Below are 17,829 nucleotides of genomic sequence, written 5' to 3'. Positions count from 1 at the left end.
TCTAATCGCGGAAGGCGAGCAGCCCGTTCGCCTCGACGACCTCCCTGAATTTGCCGTCGGGCGCGACCGCCAGCAGCTCGGCGCGCAGAGCCGCCTCGAAATCGGCTGCCTTGTCGCCCAGCGCCTGCGGCGAGGTTGACGACATCGAGAAGATGCGGCCGACGATCTCTTCGATATCCCTGGTGTATTCCGAGACGATGCCGATCCGTTCGAGATTGCGGAAGGGGGAGGCGAGCAGCATGGCTTCATGCGGCGCCCATTCCTTGCTCCGGCGCATCTGCCTTTCCGCGCTGCGCTCGGGCGAATAGGTTTCCATCAGTGGTTCTAGGATACCGCGCCAGTTCGGCTCCGCCAGAATGCCTTTATCGTGGAAGAGGACAACGGCGCCGCCGGGCTCGATGAGCCTGTCCAGTGCTTCCAGCGTTGCCGGCCTGTCCATCCAGTGGAACGAACGGCCCATGACGCAGAGGTGCAGCCTGCCGATATCGGGGCCGAGGTCGTAGGAAGAGCCCTGTCGGATGTTGATATCGACGCCGGCTGCTTTCGCGCCGAGCGCGGCTTCCGCGAGCATTTCCGGCTCCGGGTCCATGGCGGTCACGGCCGCACCCTGCAGCCGCGCGAAGGCGATGCCGAGCTGGCCGGGACCGCAGCCGAGATCGAGCACATGGTCGCCGGGCTTGAGGCCGCTGCGTTCGGCAACGCGGGTAATCAATTTGTCCGGATAGGGGATGCGATAGCGCAGGTAATAGGCCGCGGTCGACTGAAAGCGCCGCGCCTCGAAGGGAACTGTGATCATTGGATATCATCCTCGGGGGTAAGGAACCATGACCTGTTAAGCCTCAACTATGACCTGTTCGTGAAGTCACTTTTGCGCGATTTTCCGCGTGGTCAATCGGCTTCAGAGCTTGGAACTGCCCCTCACCCTAGCCCTCTCCCCGCTCGCGGGGAGAGGGGACGATCGAGCAAATCAACTCGCGTTTACCGTGCAGATAGGACGTGGGTTTGGCAGGAAAACCCCCTCACCCCGTCAAAACGGGGAGAGGGTTGGGGTGAGGGGCCAAGCAGGCAATGTGGCTTCATCAATCTAGGCCGGCGGCCCCCCCCAAAAAAATCCCCGATCACTTAAATCCAGCAACCCCATGCGGAACGTAAGGCGATTCCAGCGCCGCGATTTCCTCAGGTGTCAATTTGACCTCCAGCGAGGCGACGGCATCGGTGATGTGGCCGGGCTTGGAAGCGCCGATGATCGGGGCGGTGACAGCGCTCTTCTGCAGGATCCAGGCGGTTGCGATCTGCGCGCGCGGGATGCCGCGCGCCTTGGCGATCGTGCCGACGGCATCGACGATCTTGCGGTCGGCTTCGAGCGCCTGGGTATAGAGCGTCTTGCCGAATTCGTCGGACTCGGTGCGGGCCGTCGCCTCGTCCCAATCGCGGGTAAGCCGGCCGCGGGCGAGCGGGCTCCAGGGGATGACGGCGATCTTCTGGTCCTCGCAGAAGGGCAGCATCTCGCGCTCTTCCTCGCGGTAGAGCAGGTTCAGGTGGTCCTGCATGCTGACGAACTCCGTCCAGCCGTTGAGGCGGGAGGTATAAACCGCCTTGGCGAATTGCCAAGCATACATGGAGGAGGCGCCGATGTAGCGTGCCTTGCCGGCCTTGACGACATCGTGCAGCGCTTCCAGCGTCTCCTCGATCGGTGTCGTATAGTCCCAGCGATGGATCTGGTAGAGATCGACATAGTCGGTGCCGAGGCGCCGCAGGCTGTTGTCGATCTCGTCGAAGATCGCCTTGCGCGACAGGCCGGCGCCATTCGGGCCGGGGCGCATGCGGTTGAAGACCTTGGTGGCAAGCACGATATCGTCGCGCTTGGCGAAATCCTTGATGGCACGACCGACGATCTCTTCGGAGGAGCCGTTGGAATAGGTATTGGCGGTGTCGAGGAAGTTGATGCCGGCCTCGATCGCCTGGCGCAGCAGGGGACGGCTGTCCTCCTCCTTCAGCGACCAGGCATGCGTGCCTTTGTTGGGGTCGCCATAGGTCATGCAACCCAGGCATATGCGTGAGACTTCAAGACCGGTCCTGCCGAGCTTTACGTATTCCATCGCTATTCTCCGTCCATTCGATCATTCGCTACAAGGAGGCCCATCGTCGGAAGGGCGATGGGATGGGCGCGTCGCGAAAAGTAAATCGGCGCCCAAAGTCGCCGTCGGTCGACGCATGAATTCGTGAAGAGCTTCGAAGTATTCCTCAATAAATAAGGCGATTCGCGCCCGGGGGAAGACTGCAATTTTAAATGTTTCCTTGAACGCCAGGGGCGACAGGTGTTAGCTGCACCGCACCATTTTCTGGAACTGCGCATGAAACTGCCCCCGCGTGATACTTATGAAGCCCTCTATGGCGACTTTCGTTGGGAGATTCCGGCGAAATTCAACATGGGACATGCTGTTTGCGATGCCTGGGCCGAGCACGAGCCCGATCGGATCTGCCTTCAGCATTTCAATCCGGACGGCAATCACTTTTCCATGAGCTACGGCGAGTTGCGGGATCGTTCCGCCTCTTTCGCCAATGCGCTTGTCGCGCTCGGGGTGCAGGCGGGAGATCGGGTGGCGCTGCTGCTGCCGCAGAGTTTTGAGACCGTCGTGGCGCATGTCGCGATCTACAAGATGGGCGCGATCGCCCTGCCGCTGGCTTTGCTGTTCGGCGCCGAGGCGCTGGAATACCGGCTGAAGGCAGCCGGTACATCGGCCATCGTCACCAATCGGTTCGGCCTCGAGCGGCTGCGTCCGATCCGGCAGCGATTGCCGGAACTGGCGCAGGTGATCAGCATCGATGGCGCCGAAGAGGGCGTTTCCGGTTTTGCCGAGCTGGTGGCGGCGCATCCGCCGCTGTTCGAGGTCGCCGATACCGGCCCGGACGATCCCGCTCTGATGATCTTCACCTCGGGCACGACCGGGCCACCCAAGGGTGCGCTGCACGGCCATCGCGTGCTGCCTGGGCATATTCCGGGCATGCAGCTCGCCCACGAGGGCTTTCCGCAAGCCGGCGATCGGCTCTGGACGCCTTCGGACTGGGCCTGGGCCGGCGGTCTTCTGAATGCTCTGTTGCCGAGCTTGATGCTCGGCGTCCCCGTCGTTTCCTCGCCGGCGCAGAAATTCGATCCGCACATGGCCTTCCGCATCATGGCCGAGATGGAGGTGCGCAATGCCTTCATTCCGCCGACGGCGCTGCGGCTTTTGAAGGCCGTGGACAATCCGCGGGCGCATTATGATCTCAAGCTTCGCACCATCGGTTCGGCCGGCGAGGCGCTCGGCCGCGAGACCTTCGAATGGGTGCGATCCGCGCTCGGTGTAAGCGTCAACGAGTTCTTCGGCCAGACGGAATGCAATTTCGTGCTCTCCTCCAGTGAAGCCTTTGGCGTCAGCCTTGCAGGCGCAACCGGCAAGCCTGTTCCTGGCCATCGCGTCGCGATCGTCGACGCCGAGGGTATCGAGGTTCCCGTAGGCGAGAGCGGGCAAATTGCCGTCAAGCGGCCCGATCCGGTGATGTTTCTCGGCTATTGGCGGAACGAGGCGGCGACGGAGGCGAAATTCGCCAATGACTGGCTGCTGACCGGCGATATCGGCCGGCAGGATGTGGACGGGTATATTTCCTTCGTCGGCCGCGACGACGATGTCATCACCTCGTCGGGCTATCGCATCGGGCCGAGCGAGATCGAGGATTGCCTCGGCGGCCATCCCGCCGTGCAGCTTGCCGCGGCGGTGGGAAAGCCGGATGCGGTCCGAACGGAAATCGTCAAGGCCTATGTCGTGCTCGTGCCCGGTCGCGAGCCGAGTGACAAACTGGCGATCGAGATCCGAGAATGGGTGAAGACCCGGCTTTCCATGCACGAATACCCGCGCGAGATCGAATTCGTCGACGCTCTGCCACTGACGACCTCCGGCAAGGTGATCCGCCGCCTCTTGCGCGAACGCGCAACCGCCGAAGTTAGCGCTTCGTAAGCGACAGGATCTTTTCGCGCAGCAGCTTTGCCATGTTGCGGGTGCTGCGATACATGTGCAGCTGCGTGGTCACCTGACGCACGTCGCGGTCGCCGTTCGGGGTCAGGCCGATGATGAGCGTACCCATGTCCTCGCGCTCGTGCCAGAAGCGGCTCATGATCGGATGATCGGGCACGGCGCAGGAATCGGAGCGGACGACGTTGGCGTCGTCGAGATGCCATTCCGTCAGTTCGCCCATCAAGAGCTTGCCCGGCGAATAGCGGGCATAGGCTTCGTCAAAGGCCGTCTTCCACGTATAGGCCTCGCCGCCCATGATCAGCACGATCATCGAGGCGACGGCCTTGCCGTTAAGATCGATTGAGTGAATGCGCACCGCGTCGATGGCGGCAAGGTTGGAAATCGCTTCGCGGGCAAAGGCGGCATGATGGCGATCGGTGACGAGCGCCGAGCGCTTCTTGCCCTTCCAGCCGCTTGCCTCCAGCGCCAGGAATTCTTCCATGCGCCCGTGAATATCGCGGGGCTGACGGGCGACGTTATAGCTGACCTCGCCGTGGTTTTCCAAAAGTCGCCATTGGCGGCGCATTTCGCGCAAATGTGCGTTGGAAATCGTCCGCCTGAGATAGGTGAGCGCGTCGTCGTTGCTTTGGAGCATAGGGCGCTGGAAAGGGTTGGCGATGGCGATCGGCAGGTTTCGGCCGATCGCAATGACCTTGGCCATCTGGACGAAACGGCCGTTGAGCCGGACATCCGGCAATACGAGCGTGGTCGGGAGATGCAGCTCCGGCCGGGAGAGTGCCTCGAAGAGGTTGTCGAGCGTTTCGCCGGCATCCTCGGCGTCTAGCAGGGGCGTGCCGAGCGGGCCGAAGGAGTTCGACCAGACGCGGATGATCGACGGGCCGATGGCGAAGCCCGGCTTGTCGACCGTGAAGGGCATCAGCAGACGCATGCGGCTGCGCGTGCTGTTGATATCGCGCATCAGCGCCAGACGCACCTGCCGATCCTCAAGGCGCGGCATGGCGGGCGCCAGGAAGCGGCCGGAGAAGAAGACGTTCGGCTCCATGGCGCGATTGGACAGGAAGTCCAGCTCGTCCTGCAGCTCGTAGCCGAGCTTGCCGGGATAGAGGCAGAGTTCGCGGCCGGCGCGGCCGACCTCGACTCGGGCTTCCGCTTTCGGCGTTTCGAAATGCAGTGCTGCGAGCGTATGGGTCAGGGCGTTCACTTGGCTGTCGGTGGTTTCGGTGTAGGGGGGACGTGCCATGATCAGAAGACCCTCATTGCCGATGACGCCGACGAGCGCCGGAGGAGGGCGAATAGGGTGATGCCGAGCGCTCGGCGGACGGCCACGTGCAGGAGCAAGGCCTCGATTGCCATGGCAGTGGCGCCGGCAATAGCCGCTCCTTCGATGCCGAAATGCGGGATGAGCGCGACATTGAGCCCGACATTGGCAACGAGCGCTACGGCATAGAGATAGACGCAGAGCATCTGCTTGTCCGCCATGGTCAGGAGCACTTCGGCAGGGCCGACGAGCGCTCTCGCAAGAATGCCGGCAAGCAGGATCGCCATCACGATCTGTCCCTCCGTGAAGGCGGCGCCGAACAGCGAAAGCAGGAGCTGCCCCGCCGCCAGCACCACGAGGCCGAGGGCAAGTGCTGGAAAGAAGGACCAGCGTGTGGCCTCGGTGGCAAAGGCTGCGAGCTTGCTCCGGTCGCCTTCGGCAAGAATGGCAGCAAAGCGCGGGCCGATGGCCGCCCTGACGGCGAAGGAGACGAAGAGCACCAGGGCCATCGTTTTTGCCGCTGCGAAATAGACGGCGACTTCATCCGGATCGAGGAAAATGCCGACGACGATGACGTCCGAATTGGTGAGTAGGTAGCCCACGCCTTCGACCAGGAAGATCGGCAGGGCGACGGCTGTCCAGGCGCGGAATTCAGTGGCTTTCGGGCCGCTTGGATAATGGCGGCGCAGACGGAGCGTCACTGCGAGATATTGCAGCAGGACACTGGTGAAAGCGCCTGCAAGAGCTGCGGCCATAGCAGTGACGGCATCGCGTGGTGCGCCGGCGAGGATCGCGGCCACCATGAAGAGCAGGATCAGCGTCGGGCGGATGAGGAAGGTCGGGCTGAGCGCCATGACCGGCCAGTGCTTGGCGCGGGCCGTACCGTCCAGAACGTCTCCAAGCGCAATCATCGGCACGGCAATCAGGCCGAGGAAAACCGGCATGACGTAATAGTGCTCGATCATGCCGCGAAAGGCAAAAAGCAGGAGGGCTCCAATCAGCGCCAGCGTGCCCGAGAGGGCAACCACGAACAGGCGTGCCGTCATGTTCAGACCGCGAATGGCATCGTAATTGGCGCTGGCATCATACTGCGGCAGGAAGCGGATGATGGCTGTCGGGAAGCCGAGGCAGGCAAGATTGCCGAACAGGATCATCAACACCCAGACGAAGACAAAAATGCCGTATTCGAACCGGCCCATCAGGCGAGCAAGAATGATCTGCGAGAGAAAGGCGAGCGCGGCGCCTGCAACGCGGATCGTGAAGGCGATCAGCGCCATGCGCTGCGACGCAGCTTTCTCGTCCTGACCGGCAAGGAGGATGCTAATCTTGCGCAGATACGGGGATAGGGCGGCCCGCAAAGCGGACGGCAACATTCTTTCCGCTGTTTGAAAGACCGCCATGATCGATACGCAATACTTTAAGTATGATCCCAAACTCGCGTTAGTCTTGGCAGAGGAGAGTTAAGAATCGGTTCTTGCGACACGTAAAAGTGGCTTTACTGAAGTGGAGGGTTGCCTATCAATCACGCCGGAAAGCAACTACGAGACGCAAGTTGCCCTTGGGCTGCTGCGCCATGCCGCTGCACAGGAAACGGGTGGCGGCGGTTCGGTCGGTATGTAGAATCCACGGTCTATCGGAGGAGGATTTCATGCTCACGCTTCACGATTATTTGCCGTCGCAGAATGGCTGGAAGGCCAGGGTTCTGTTCGGATTGCTCGATATTCCCTACCAGACTCGCCTGGTGTCCATCTTCGAGGGTGAGGGGCGCACCGACGCCTTTCTCGATCTCAATCCGGCAGGCGGCATCCCTGTTCTCGAACTGGAGGATGGGCGAACGATAGCGGAATCGAACGCTATTCTCACCTATGTGGCCGAAGGCACGCGGTTTCTTCCGGCGGATCGCTATTTGCACGCCAAGGTCATGCAGTGGCTGTTCTTCGAGCAGTATCATATCGAACCGGTCATCGGCACGCTGCGCTTCTGGACGCTGACGGGACGGCTCGAGCTCAATGCCGTTATGGCAGAGGCAAAGCGCTCGGCCGGCCTTCGTGCCCTTGCAGCGCTTGAGCGCGGGCTGAAGAATACGCCATTTCTCGTCGGTGGCGAGTTTTCGATCGCGGACATAGCCGTTTACGCCTATGCCCATAAAGCGGCGGATTGCGGCTTCGATCTCGCCGAGTACCCGGCGCTTACGGCCTGGTTCGATCGAGTGCTTGACGTCATCGGGCCAGGCTACCCGGTTCATCTCTACAGTGAGGATCCGCATTCCGCTATTTGAGCACGGTAGACGTGCTGGCGACGCTTGCCGGCTGCGCGTATCGACGACAATTGCTGTGATCTCCGATCGTTGCAAACAAAAATGCCGCCCCAAAGGCGGCATTTTGTTCGTTGCTATCGGGTTGCGAGGCTTAGACCACTTCGCTGCTTTCGAAGGCGCCGTGGCAGTGCTTGTACTTCTTGCCGGAGCCGCAGGGGCAGGCCTCGTTACGGCCGACGCGGCCCCACGTTGCCGGGTTGAGTGGATCGCGATTTTCCGGAGATATGAAGCTTTCGCTTGCAAGCGCGAACGGGGCGAATTCGTCCTCGCCGGTCGTCGCGTCGATATGACGGGCCTGCATCGGCGGCGTTTCCGGCTCGGTCGGCTGCTGCACGAGTTCGACGCGCGAAAGCTGGGCGGTCACGGCCTGGCGCAGATTGTTCAACAGCGCCTGGAACAGCTCGAAAGCCTCGGCCTTGTATTCCTGCAGCGGATCGCGCTGGGCATAACCGCGGAAGCCGATGACCGAGCGGAGATGATCGAGGTTGACGATGTGCTCGCGCCAGAGATTGTCCAGCGTCTGCAGCACGATGGAGCGCTCGACATAGGTCATGATCTCGGGGCCGAAGCGTTCGGCCTTTTCGGCCGCAGCCTTTTCGGCGGCTTCCGTCAGGCGGGCGCGGATATCGTCTTCAGCGATGCCTTCTTCCTTGACCCAGTCATGAATGGGCAGATCGAGATCGAAGAAGTTGGCAACAGCCGTCTTCAGGCCGTCAGCATCCCACTGTTCGGCATAGGCGCGCTCCGGAATATGTCTGGCGACGAGATCCTCGATGACGTCGTGGCGCATGTCGCCGACGAATTCGGAGAGGTCCTTCGATTCCATCAGCTCGACGCGCTGGTCGAAGATGACCTTGCGCTGATCGTTCAGCACGTCATCGTACTTCAGAACGTTCTTGCGGATGTCGAAGTTGCGGGCCTCGACCTTCTTCTGCGCGCGTTCAACCGCCTTGTTGATCCAGGGGTGGACGATCGCTTCGCCTTCCTTGAGGCCGAGCTTCTGCAGCATGCCATCCATGCGGTCGGAGCCGAAGATGCGCATCAGGTCGTCCTGGAGCGACAGGTAGAACTTCGAGCGGCCCGGATCGCCCTGGCGGCCGGAACGGCCACGCAGCTGGTTGTCGATACGGCGGCTTTCATGGCGCTCCGAGGCGATGACGTAGAGGCCGCCGGCAGCGATTGATTTCTGCTTGAGCTCCTTGATCTCTTCGGCAATGCGGGCAATGGCCGCGTCGCGTTCCGGACCTGGCTCCATCTCGTGCAGGTCGCGCTCGACCCGCATTTCCAGATTGCCGCCGAGCTGGATGTCGGTGCCGCGGCCGGCCATGTTGGTGGCGATCGTCACCGCGCCGGGAACGCCGGCCTGGGCGACGATGTAGGCTTCCTGCTCGTGATAGCGGGCGTTCAGAACCTGGAAATTGTTGAAGCCGCGCTTGCGCATGAGATCGGCGAGAAGTTCGGACTTCTCGATAGACGTCGTGCCGACCAGCACGGGCTGGCCGCGCTTGTGCGCATCGAGGATCTCGTTGATGATGGCGTTATACTTCTCGGCATGCGTACGATAGACCTCGTCGTCCTCATCGATACGCTGGATCGGCAGATTGGTCGGCACCTCGATCACGTCGAGGCCGTAGATGTTGCCGAATTCCTCCGCTTCCGTCGAAGCCGTACCGGTCATGCCGGCGAGCTTGTCATACATGCGGAAATAGTTCTGGAAGGTGATCTGCGCCAGCGTCTGGTTTTCCGGCTGGATCTGCACATGTTCCTTGGCTTCCAGTGCCTGGTGCTGACCGTCCGAATAACGGCGGCCCGGCATCATGCGGCCGGTGAATTCGTCGATGATGACGACTTCCCCGTTGCGGACGATATAGTCCTTGTCGCGCTGGAACAGCTTGTGCGCCTTGAGCGCATTGTTGATGTGGTGGACGATCGCGACGTTCTCGACGTCGTAGAGCGATTCACCCTTCAACAAGCCGGCTTCGCGCAGCATGTTTTCCAGCTTCTCGGTGCCTTCTTCGGAGAAGTTTGCCGAGCGCTGCTTTTCATCGATTTCGTAGTCTTCCTTCGCCAGGCGGGGAATGAAGGCGTCGATGGTGACATAAAGATCAGAGCGGTCGTCGAGCGGACCGGAGATGATCAGCGGCGTGCGCGCTTCGTCGACGAGGATCGAGTCCACTTCGTCGACGATCGCGAAGCTATGGCCGCGCTGAACCATCTGGGCGCGCTCATACTTCATGTTGTCGCGCAGATAGTCGAAACCGAGCTCGTTGTTGGTAGCGTATGTGATGTCGCAGGCATAGGCGTCATGGCGCTGTTCATCGGACAGGCCGTGGACGATGACGCCGGTCGTCAGGCCGAGGAAGCTGTACAGGCGGCCCATGGTGCCGCTGTCGCGCTGTGCCAGGTAATCGTTGACGGTAACGACATGCACGCCTTTGCCGGCCAGCGCGTTCAGATAGACCGGCAGGGTTGCGACCAGGGTTTTACCTTCGCCGGTCTTCATTTCGGCGATCGCATTGGAATGAAGGATCATGCCGCCGATGAGCTGCACGTCGAAAGGTCGCATGCCGAGAACGCGGCGCGAGGCTTCGCGGGCAACAGCGAAGGCTGGCACGAGGATATCATCCAGCGTCTTGCCGTCCGCGAGCTGCTGGCGGAACTCAACCGTCTTGGCGGCCAGAGCTTCATCGGACAGCGCGCGCATCTCCGGTTCGAGCGCATTGATTGCGGCTACTTGCGGCTGGAACGATTTGACCCGGCGGTCGTTGGACGAGCCGAACAACTTGCGGGCAATTCCACCTAGGCTGACCATGTGACTGGTCCTTTCTGAGATTTCATCCCGCCGTTTCCTGCTTTATTCCTTCCCGAAAAAAACGGGAGTATAGCACAAAACGGCCGGAAACTGTTCTGGACGCGAGGTTGCGTGACAGATAAGAGGGGGGTCGATTGATGTCAACGGGATTTGGCCGATACAGAAAGGCCACATTCTCCTGCTGAAGGCTTTTTCACGCCGGATTCACATCTGTCGAGCCGGTCGAGATCACCGAAGGGTTATTTTATGTTGAAGTATAACAAGCTTGCTGCGGTTGCTTTCGCGACAATCGTTACCTTCCAGGCTCCGGTCTTCGCGGCCGATGCTAAGGATCCCGTTGTCGCCAAGGTCGGCGATGTCGAAATCCATCAATCCGAACTCAATCTCGCGATCGCCAATCTCGATCCGCAGCTCGGCCAGCTTCCGGATGACCAGAAGAAGGTCGCGGCACTCTCGGCCTCGGTCGATGTGAAGCTCTTGTCGCAGAAGGCCGCTGCCGAGAAGCTCGACCAGACGCCGGATTTCCAGGCTCATATGGCCTATCTGCGCGACCGCGAGCTGCACAATGCTTTCTTCAAGGCACATGTCGCCGACGCCATCAAGGATGATGAAGTCAAGGCCCGCTACGACAAGGAAGTCGCAGCCCTGCCGAAGCAGGAAGAGGTTCATGCCCGCCACATTCTCGTGAAGACCGAGGATGAAGCCAAGGCGATCATCAAGGAGCTCGATGCCGGCAAGGATTTTGCCACACTTGCCAAGGAAAAGTCGACCGACCCGAACAAGGCTGACGGCGGCGATCTCGGTTATTTCGGTCATGGCCGTATGGTCAAGGAATTCGAAGACGCGGCTTTCGCGCTGCCGGTCGGCACCTATACGAAGACCCCGGTCAAGACCGATTTCGGCTGGCACATCATCAAGGTTGAGGACAAGCGCAATGCTCCTCCTCCGCCGTTCGATCAGGTCAAGGACCAGGTTCGTCAGCTCGTCATGCGCGACAAGTATCTTGAACTCCTGAACCAGGCCAAGCAGGATACCAAGGTCGTCATCAACGACCCGGCTCTCAGCAAGGCCTATGACGATGCGCAGAAGCAGCAGGACGCGGCACCGGCCGACGACGCCGTTGCGCCTGCCGATGGTGCGGCAGTGCCTGACGCTCAGCCGCAGCAGTAAGTCAAAGCAGTTAAACCATCAGGGCCCGGTTTTCCGGGCCTTTCAAGGGAGCCGGATGATTTTAGGTCGATACGACCTAAAATCTGAATCCGCTCCAGAATTAAAAAGCAGAGCATGATGTAATCCGAAAACCGCCTACACTTTTCGGCATCATGCTCGTCCAGGTGGCTCTCATGTCCGGTTCCGTCTCTCCGCTTGCTCCCAAAACCTTCACCGCCATGCCCGCCCTTCGCGGCGTGCGCATGATCACGGCGTCCGCCGGCATCAAGTACAAGAACCGGACCGATGTCCTGCTGATGGTCTTCGACAAGCCGGCCGCCGTTGCCGGTGTCTTTACGCGTTCGAAGTGCCCTTCGGCCCCGGTCGATTTCTGCCGCAAGAACCTGGCACACGGCAGTGCCCGCGCCGTCGTCGTTAATTCCGGCAATGCCAATGCCTTCACCGGGCTGAAGGGACGCCAGGCGACGGAACTGACCGCCAAGTCCGCGGCGGCCGCCGTCGGCTGCGGGGAAAACGAAGTTTATCTCGCCTCCACCGGCGTCATCGGCGAGCCGCTTGACGCCACTAAGTTTGCCGGCGTGCTCGACACGATGGCGAAGGATGCAACAAGCGATTTCTGGTTTGAAGCCGCCAAGGCGATTATGACCACGGACACCTATCCCAAGGTCGCGACCCGTACCGCCGAGATCGGCGGCGTCAAGGTCACCATCAACGGTATTGCCAAGGGCGCCGGCATGATTGCGCCCGACATGGCGACGATGCTCTCCTTCGTGGTCACCGATGCCGATATTTCTTCTGCCGCATTGCAGACGCTGCTGTCCGATGGCGTCGGCCCGAGCTTCAATTCGATGACGGTCGATAGCGACACGTCGACCTCGGATACGTTGATGCTGTTTGCCACCGGCGCTGCCGCGGCTGACGGTCAGGCGCATATCGACCGCGCCGATGATCCGAAGCTTGCCGGTTTCAAGGCGGCACTTAACGAGCTGCTGAAGGATCTAGCCATCCAGGTCGTTCGCGACGGCGAAGGTGCGACCAAGATGCTCGAAATCACCGTGACCGGCGCCGAAAATGACGCGGCTGCTAAGCGCATCGCGCTTTCGATCGCCAATTCGCCGCTGGTTAAGACCGCTGCTGCCGGCGAAGACGCCAACTGGGGTCGTGTCGTCATGGCTGTCGGCAAGGCCGGCGAGATGGCGGACCGCGACAAGCTCGCCATCTGGTTCGGCGATGTCCGCGTCGCCGTCAACGGCGAGCGTGACGCTTCCTATTCGGAAGAAGCCGCCTCGAATGTCATGAAGCAGCAGGATATTCCCGTGAAGGTCGATCTCGGCCTCGGCAATGGCCGCGCAACGGTCTGGACCTGCGACCTCACCAAGGAATATGTTGCCATCAATGGCGACTACCGGAGCTGATACCTCGCTGATGCATGCGCAGTCCACGATAAACAAGCTGCCCCTGGTGCGTAGGCTGGAAGCCGTCGGCTTCCGGGCCTGGCCTGCCTCGTCGGTGCAATATGATGGCAGCTGGCAGATCCGGCTGACGGCGGGTCATCCGTCAAAGCGGCTGAATTCTGTCGTGCCGCTCGATCCCTCCGATCATCGCGATCTCGAAATCCGGCTGGCAAAGGCGCAGCGCAAGTTCGAGGCCTATGGCAGGCCAATGATCGTGCGCGAGACGCCGCTCGCCTCGCCGAAGCTCATCGATCTGCTGCGGGAGCGCGGTTGGACGTGCTTCGACGAGACGATCGTCATGATCGCCGATCTTGTCGATCTTGAATTGCCTGACATGCTGGATCATCTGCCGAGCCACGATGTCGGCCGCTTTGTCGATGCGAGCCTCATCGTCGATGAGGCTGATCCGGCTTTGAAGCCGGCATTGGCCGAGGTGGTGAGCGGCATCAAGCCGCCATCGGGCCTCTTTGTCATCGAAAATGATGATGCCGGGCCGGTAGCGACAACGCTCTGCGTGCAGGACAATGATCTTGCCGGCGTCATGTCGGTTGCCGTCTCGCCGCAGCATCGGCGCAAGGGCCTTGGAGCCGAGATCCTGACTTCGGCACTTCGCTGGGCACGCATGCGTAGCGCGAAGACCGCCTGGCTTCAGGTCGGCGCCGACAATGCGCCGGCGCTGGCGCTCTATGTCCGTTTCGGCTTCCGCGAGGCCTATCGCTACTGCTACTGGCAATCGCCGGGGGCTGCATGAGCGAGGCTGGCCGCAAAATCGTCCTCGTCGCCGCCTGTGCGCTCATCGATGCCGATGGCCGCATCCTGCTGGCGCAACGTCCCGAGGGAAAATCGCTCGCCGGCCTCTGGGAGTTTCCCGGCGGCAAGGTGGAAGTCGGCGAGACGCCAGAGGAAACCTTAGTGCGCGAGCTTCAGGAAGAGCTCGGTATCCAGACGAAGATTGCCTGCCTTGCGCCGCTGACTTTTGCCAGCCACACCTATGAAACCTTTCATCTGCTGATGCCGCTTTACATCTGCCGGCGCTATGAGGGCATTCCGCATGGCCGGGAAGGGCAGGCGATCAAATGGGTGCGGCCGCAAGCTCTGCGTGATTATCCCATGCCGCCGGCCGACGAGCCGTTGATCCCATTCCTGCAGGATCTGCTTTAGCTTTTTGTAGCAAGGGCTGAGGCGCCGCCGCCGTGGGGCGGTCTCGCACGGTGTCTAGATATCTCTGAATTTGAAAGTTGATTTTGCAAGCTGATCGAGATTGGAGGTGCCGGGCTCTCTAGGGGACGCATCCGTCGTCGGCATTTTGCGGAGCAAATCCCTCAGCATGTCAGATTGCCTGTCGCATTCGCGGCGAATTGCTTCCAGATGTTCGAGCGTCAGTCCAAAGGCAAAAATCACGGCGCCGCTAAAGGCGTAGGAAAGGGCGGCTATCAGCCCTGCTGCGACGCCGGCTGCACTTCCCATAAACAACATCGCAATCCCGAACAGGATCGCAATACCAATCACCAAACCGCCAACCGCCTTGAGCAAACCTGCCATGTGTAAATTCCCGCAACCCAAGATAATAAAGGATGACTTGGTGATATATCATCGCGCGCAAGTATCAATTTCTATTATTTGGAGTATCGAGTAAATATTCTTTCAATGCGTGTGTCTGCGCGGCGAATTTGATGTCCCGCAGGGGGACGCATCTCTTTCGCGTTTACGTGGAGACGGTTTGGAATACGTTAGGGCGGCGTATCGAATTTATGGTTAACGAGAATTAGTCATTTAATATCAGGCTTATAGCCCGAATCAGATACTGTCCCAGAATTTTACGTCTCATTAATTTGCATGTGGATATTAAGGGATCGTTTATGACCTTCTGGCATTCAATTCTCTCAATCAAGCGGTTGTTGGGTGCGTTAGAGAAGGCTTGACATAATGGACGACGATTTCTGGAAAGCTGTTCAGGAAAAAGAGCAGTCCTATTCCACGTCGCGCAGAACGGGCGCGTTGAATATCGCTTTGCTGTTCGGCACGGCGGCGGTCGCGCTTTCGCTTATTCTGACTCCCATGCTCTCTGACAAATCCAAGTCGCGCGTGCTTGCAAGCGCGCCGGATATCGACAATATTGCTACGGGTTCGATCCCGCAGACGGAAAATGGCAAGCGGTACACGATCCGCCGCAGCGTTCTGCAGCAGGAACCGGGTTCGGTCTGCATCGTCCAGGGTTATGGTGCCGATACCGGCTGCCAATAGCGCATTTCCAGGAAAAGTGCGCAGCGGTTTTCAGTCCGGAATGCGAAAAAATAGAGCGTTTCGCGCATCGAAGAAAAGCGGAAATGCTATAGTGCATGAGCATAGCCTGCCGGATGCCATGACGAGCATCGGATTCTTGAGTTGTCCAATGCTGGGAGCTTCGAGCTTATGCGTTCCGTTCGGCGTATTTTCACCGATAAGACCGGTGCCACGGTCATTGAATACGGTCTCATTGCTGCCTTGATGTCGGCCGCAATCATCAGCGGGGTCGGCGCCTTCGGCGGCAGCCTTTCAAACACATTCAATCTTCTGTCCGATACGATGCAGAATTCGGCAGCGTCCCAGAACTGATGCGGCCGGCAAATCTTTGGCTATTGTTTGAGCTTGTGCTCTTCAACCTTGAGCGCATCCGCCAAGCGCGCCTTGGCGGAACCCGGTCGCAGTGGCTTCTGCTGGCTTTCGTGCGGCGTCCATCCTGAGACGTAGATGATCGAGAATGTCGCCCTGATCCGCCCGTCCGGATCGGAATAGCGCTCGGCATAGAGCTCGGCCGCACGCAGAAAGAAGGCACGCGTCAGCGGCTTGCGGCTGCGATCGACCAGCGGATTGGTCATGCCCATGGCGCGCAGATCGCGCATCAAGGCAAACAGATTGTCGTAGCGCACGGTGTAGTTTTCGGCGTCGATGACGGGCAGTGTAAAGCCGGCACGCTGAAGGAGACCGCCGACATCGCGGACATCGGCAAAGGGGATGACACGGGGGCTTGCGCCGCCCGTCAGCTCTATTTCGGTCGCGAGCAGCACGTCGCGCAATTCCTGCAGGGTTCCGGAGCCGGCGATCGCCGCCAGAAAAAGACCGTCGGCCTTCAGTGCGCGGCGGATTTGGATGAAGACGCCGGGCGTGTCGTTGGTGACATGCAGGCTGAGTGGGGAAAGCACGAGGTTGACCGATTCCGGCGGGAGCGGCAGCTCCTCCGGCGGCGCCTCGATGATGGTCTCGCCAGGAGCGGCAAAATCCTTCTCGCTTTCGATCCTTTTCAAACGGCCGATCTTGCCTGTCGCCAGAGCGAGGCGCGCGGCAATGCCTGTCGCGCCATGCAGCTCGACCGCGTCGTCGAAATGGCGTTCGGTCACGGTAAGCCGTTCCGCCAGTTCGCTGGCGGCAATATCGAGCAGGAAAGCCGCTTTCGTATCACTTTGTTTTAGCGCCCGGCGTTTGCGGGCCGAAAGCAGCGATTGGTCGAATACGATTTCCATGGTGGTTTCCTGCACTATCAACAATTCGGCTGGGCATGCCGGGCGCGCACGTTTCTCTTGCGCAATTCCGGACGGAAAACCGCTATACACTTTTCCTGGAATTGCTAGTCTCAATCATATGGGGATGATGGGACGCGAAATCACCTTATCGATGCTGGGCGCCGGGCTGAAAAGGCCCTTCGTGGCGCTTGCGGATTTGGTCTATCCGCCCGCATGTCCGGGCTGTGGGGTTTCGGTCGGCGCGCATCGTGGTCTTTGCCCCGCATGCTGGTCCGGTATTCGCTTTATCGAGCGACCTTATTGTGAAGTCCTCGGCAGCCCGTTTTCCCATGATCTCGGTGCCGGCATTCTGAGTGCCGAGGCTATTGCCGATCCGCCTGTCTTCGACCGGTTGCGCTCCGCTGCCGTCCATGACGGTATCGTGCGCGATCTCGTTCTCAGCCTGAAATATCGCGATCGCACCGATCTCGCGCCGATGATGGCCGGCTGGATGCTGCGCGCCAGCGATGGCACGATTGCGGATTGCGATGCGATCATTCCGGTGCCTCTGCACCGCGCGCGGCTGTTTGCACGTAAATATAATCAGGCCGCCGAACTCGCTCGCCATATCGCCCGTCTTTCAGGCAAGCCGTTGTTTGCCGCAACGCTCTTGCGCGTCAAGCGCACGAGCCAGCAGGTCGGTCTCGGGGCCAAGGCGCGACAGGATAATGTGCGCGGCGCTTTCGCCGTTTCCGAGCATCGGGCCGCCGATATATTCGGGCGGCGCATCGTTCTCGTCGACGACGTTTATACGACCGGCGCCACGGTTGCCGCGGCCACGCGCGCGCTGAAGAAAGCAGGTGCTGTCGATGTCACTGTTTTGACCTTTGCAAGGGTCGTTGGCCATCTTATATGACACTAGAGGCGGATGATTTAGGTCGAAACGACCAAAAATCTGAATCCGCTCTAGAATCAAATAAGTAAAGCATGATGTCGTCCGAAAACCGCAGACACTTTTCGGCATCATGCTCTAAATCTAGGTTTTTCCGGAGTGGATCATGGCATCCGTCGTTATCTATACGCGTGAATTCTGCGGCTATTGCGCCCGCGCGAAATCCCTGCTCGAATCCAAAGGCGTCGATTATGTCGAGCACAACGCCACCTATTCGCCCGAAATGCGGCAGGAGATGATCGCCAAGGCGAATGGCGCTTCGACCTTCCCGCAGATCTTCATCAATGGTCAGCATGTCGGCGGCTGTGACGATATTCACGCACTCGACCGGGCCGGCAAGCTCGATCCGATGCTGGCTGCCTGATCCATATTGA

At 60.2% G+C, this 17,829-nt stretch carries 17 protein-coding genes; 10 read left to right on the top strand and 7 right to left on the bottom strand.

Features of this window, described 5'->3' with window-relative positions:
- Nucleotide 1: 1 nt before the first annotated feature.
- Both ACK83U_RS13690 and ACK83U_RS13685 read right to left on the bottom strand, forming a co-directional pair.
- On the bottom strand, nt 2-796 hold the full coding sequence (locus ACK83U_RS13690) for a class I SAM-dependent methyltransferase (protein ID WP_112607677.1): 795 nt from the start codon (nt 794-796) through the stop codon (nt 2-4).
- A 322-nt stretch (nt 797-1,118) separates the two neighbouring features.
- Complete coding sequence (locus ACK83U_RS13685) at nt 1,119-2,099, bottom strand: aldo/keto reductase (protein WP_112607675.1); 981 nt, start codon at nt 2,097-2,099, stop codon at nt 1,119-1,121.
- Nucleotides 2,100-2,354: 255 nt separating this feature from the next.
- On the opposite strand from ACK83U_RS13685, the gene ACK83U_RS13680 reads away from it, so the two are divergent.
- The gene (locus ACK83U_RS13680; RefSeq protein ID WP_112607673.1) at nt 2,355-3,995 is read left to right on the top strand and encodes an AMP-binding protein; all 1,641 of its coding nucleotides are present in this window, start codon (nt 2,355-2,357) and stop codon (nt 3,993-3,995) included.
- Here ACK83U_RS13680 and ACK83U_RS13675 read toward each other — a convergent pair.
- The gene (locus tag ACK83U_RS13675; RefSeq protein ID WP_112336461.1) at nt 3,982-5,253 is read right to left on the bottom strand and encodes a GNAT family N-acetyltransferase; all 1,272 of its coding nucleotides are present in this window, start codon (nt 5,251-5,253) and stop codon (nt 3,982-3,984) included. The two genes, ACK83U_RS13680 and ACK83U_RS13675, sit on opposite strands and share 14 nt — an antisense overlap.
- A gap of 2 nt (nt 5,254-5,255) precedes the next feature.
- Nucleotides 5,256-6,671, bottom strand: coding sequence for an oligosaccharide flippase family protein (locus ACK83U_RS13670; RefSeq protein WP_112607671.1), 1,416 nt, complete (start codon nt 6,669-6,671; stop codon nt 5,256-5,258).
- A gap of 248 nt (nt 6,672-6,919) precedes the next feature.
- Between ACK83U_RS13670 and ACK83U_RS13665 the strand changes: the two genes are divergently transcribed.
- Nucleotides 6,920-7,549, top strand: a complete 630-nt coding sequence (locus ACK83U_RS13665) for a glutathione S-transferase family protein (RefSeq protein ID WP_112607669.1) — start codon at nt 6,920-6,922, stop codon at nt 7,547-7,549.
- 130 nt (nt 7,550-7,679) lie between these two features.
- Here ACK83U_RS13665 and secA read toward each other — a convergent pair whose 3' ends face one another.
- Nucleotides 7,680-10,400: a preprotein translocase subunit SecA gene (gene secA / locus ACK83U_RS13660; RefSeq protein WP_112607667.1), complete on the bottom strand. Its 2,721-nt coding sequence runs from the start codon at nt 10,398-10,400 to the stop codon at nt 7,680-7,682.
- Nucleotides 10,401-10,646: 246 nt separating this feature from the next.
- Between secA and ACK83U_RS13655 the strand changes: the two genes are divergently transcribed.
- The 4 genes from ACK83U_RS13655 to mutT all read left to right on the top strand — a co-directional run bounded on the left by ACK83U_RS13655 (nt 10,647) and on the right by mutT (nt 14,185).
- Complete coding sequence (locus ACK83U_RS13655) at nt 10,647-11,570, top strand: peptidylprolyl isomerase (RefSeq protein WP_112607665.1); 924 nt, start codon at nt 10,647-10,649, stop codon at nt 11,568-11,570.
- A 173-nt stretch (nt 11,571-11,743) separates the two neighbouring features.
- Nucleotides 11,744-12,985, top strand: coding sequence for a bifunctional glutamate N-acetyltransferase/amino-acid acetyltransferase ArgJ (gene argJ / locus ACK83U_RS13650; protein ID WP_112607949.1), 1,242 nt, complete (start codon nt 11,744-11,746; stop codon nt 12,983-12,985).
- The gene (locus ACK83U_RS13645; protein ID WP_112607663.1) at nt 12,966-13,775 is read left to right on the top strand and encodes a GNAT family N-acetyltransferase; all 810 of its coding nucleotides are present in this window, start codon (nt 12,966-12,968) and stop codon (nt 13,773-13,775) included. Before argJ ends, ACK83U_RS13645 begins: the two co-directional genes overlap by 20 nt.
- A complete protein-coding gene (mutT, locus tag ACK83U_RS13640) occupies nt 13,772-14,185 on the top strand; it encodes an 8-oxo-dGTP diphosphatase MutT (RefSeq protein ID WP_112607661.1) in 414 nt (137 codons plus the stop codon). The genes ACK83U_RS13645 and mutT overlap by 4 nt, the downstream gene beginning before the upstream one ends.
- A gap of 54 nt (nt 14,186-14,239) precedes the next feature.
- On the opposite strand, the gene ACK83U_RS13635 is transcribed toward mutT, so the two are convergent.
- Complete coding sequence (locus ACK83U_RS13635) at nt 14,240-14,566, bottom strand: hypothetical protein (protein WP_112607659.1); 327 nt, start codon at nt 14,564-14,566, stop codon at nt 14,240-14,242.
- 384 nt (nt 14,567-14,950) lie between these two features.
- Here ACK83U_RS13635 and ACK83U_RS13630 point away from each other — a divergent pair, with 384 nt between their 5' ends.
- Complete coding sequence (locus ACK83U_RS13630; RefSeq protein ID WP_015341285.1) at nt 14,951-15,268, top strand: hypothetical protein; 318 nt, start codon at nt 14,951-14,953, stop codon at nt 15,266-15,268.
- Nucleotides 15,269-15,436: 168 nt separating this feature from the next.
- On the top strand, nt 15,437-15,619 hold the full coding sequence (locus tag ACK83U_RS13625; protein WP_112400574.1) for a Flp family type IVb pilin: 183 nt from the start codon (nt 15,437-15,439) through the stop codon (nt 15,617-15,619).
- A 20-nt stretch (nt 15,620-15,639) separates the two neighbouring features.
- Here the strand turns inward: ACK83U_RS13625 and ACK83U_RS13620 are convergent, their stop codons facing one another.
- On the bottom strand, nt 15,640-16,524 hold the full coding sequence (locus tag ACK83U_RS13620) for a methyltransferase domain-containing protein (protein ID WP_112607657.1): 885 nt from the start codon (nt 16,522-16,524) through the stop codon (nt 15,640-15,642).
- Between the two features lie 118 nt (nt 16,525-16,642).
- Here ACK83U_RS13620 and ACK83U_RS13615 point away from each other — a divergent pair, with 118 nt between their 5' ends.
- Both ACK83U_RS13615 and grxC read left to right on the top strand, forming a co-directional pair.
- Nucleotides 16,643-17,419, top strand: a complete 777-nt coding sequence (locus ACK83U_RS13615; RefSeq protein WP_112400576.1) for a ComF family protein — start codon at nt 16,643-16,645, stop codon at nt 17,417-17,419.
- A 142-nt stretch (nt 17,420-17,561) separates the two neighbouring features.
- Nucleotides 17,562-17,819: a glutaredoxin 3 gene (gene grxC / locus ACK83U_RS13610; RefSeq protein ID WP_112607655.1), complete on the top strand. Its 258-nt coding sequence runs from the start codon at nt 17,562-17,564 to the stop codon at nt 17,817-17,819.
- Nucleotides 17,820-17,829: the final 10 nt, after the last annotated feature.

This window comes from Rhizobium sp. WW22 (assembly GCF_047041135.1).
Classification (GTDB): domain Bacteria; phylum Pseudomonadota; class Alphaproteobacteria; order Rhizobiales; family Rhizobiaceae; genus Rhizobium.
Note: the sequence above shows the minus strand (reverse complement) of the source record. Positions and strands in the feature narration are given on the sequence as shown.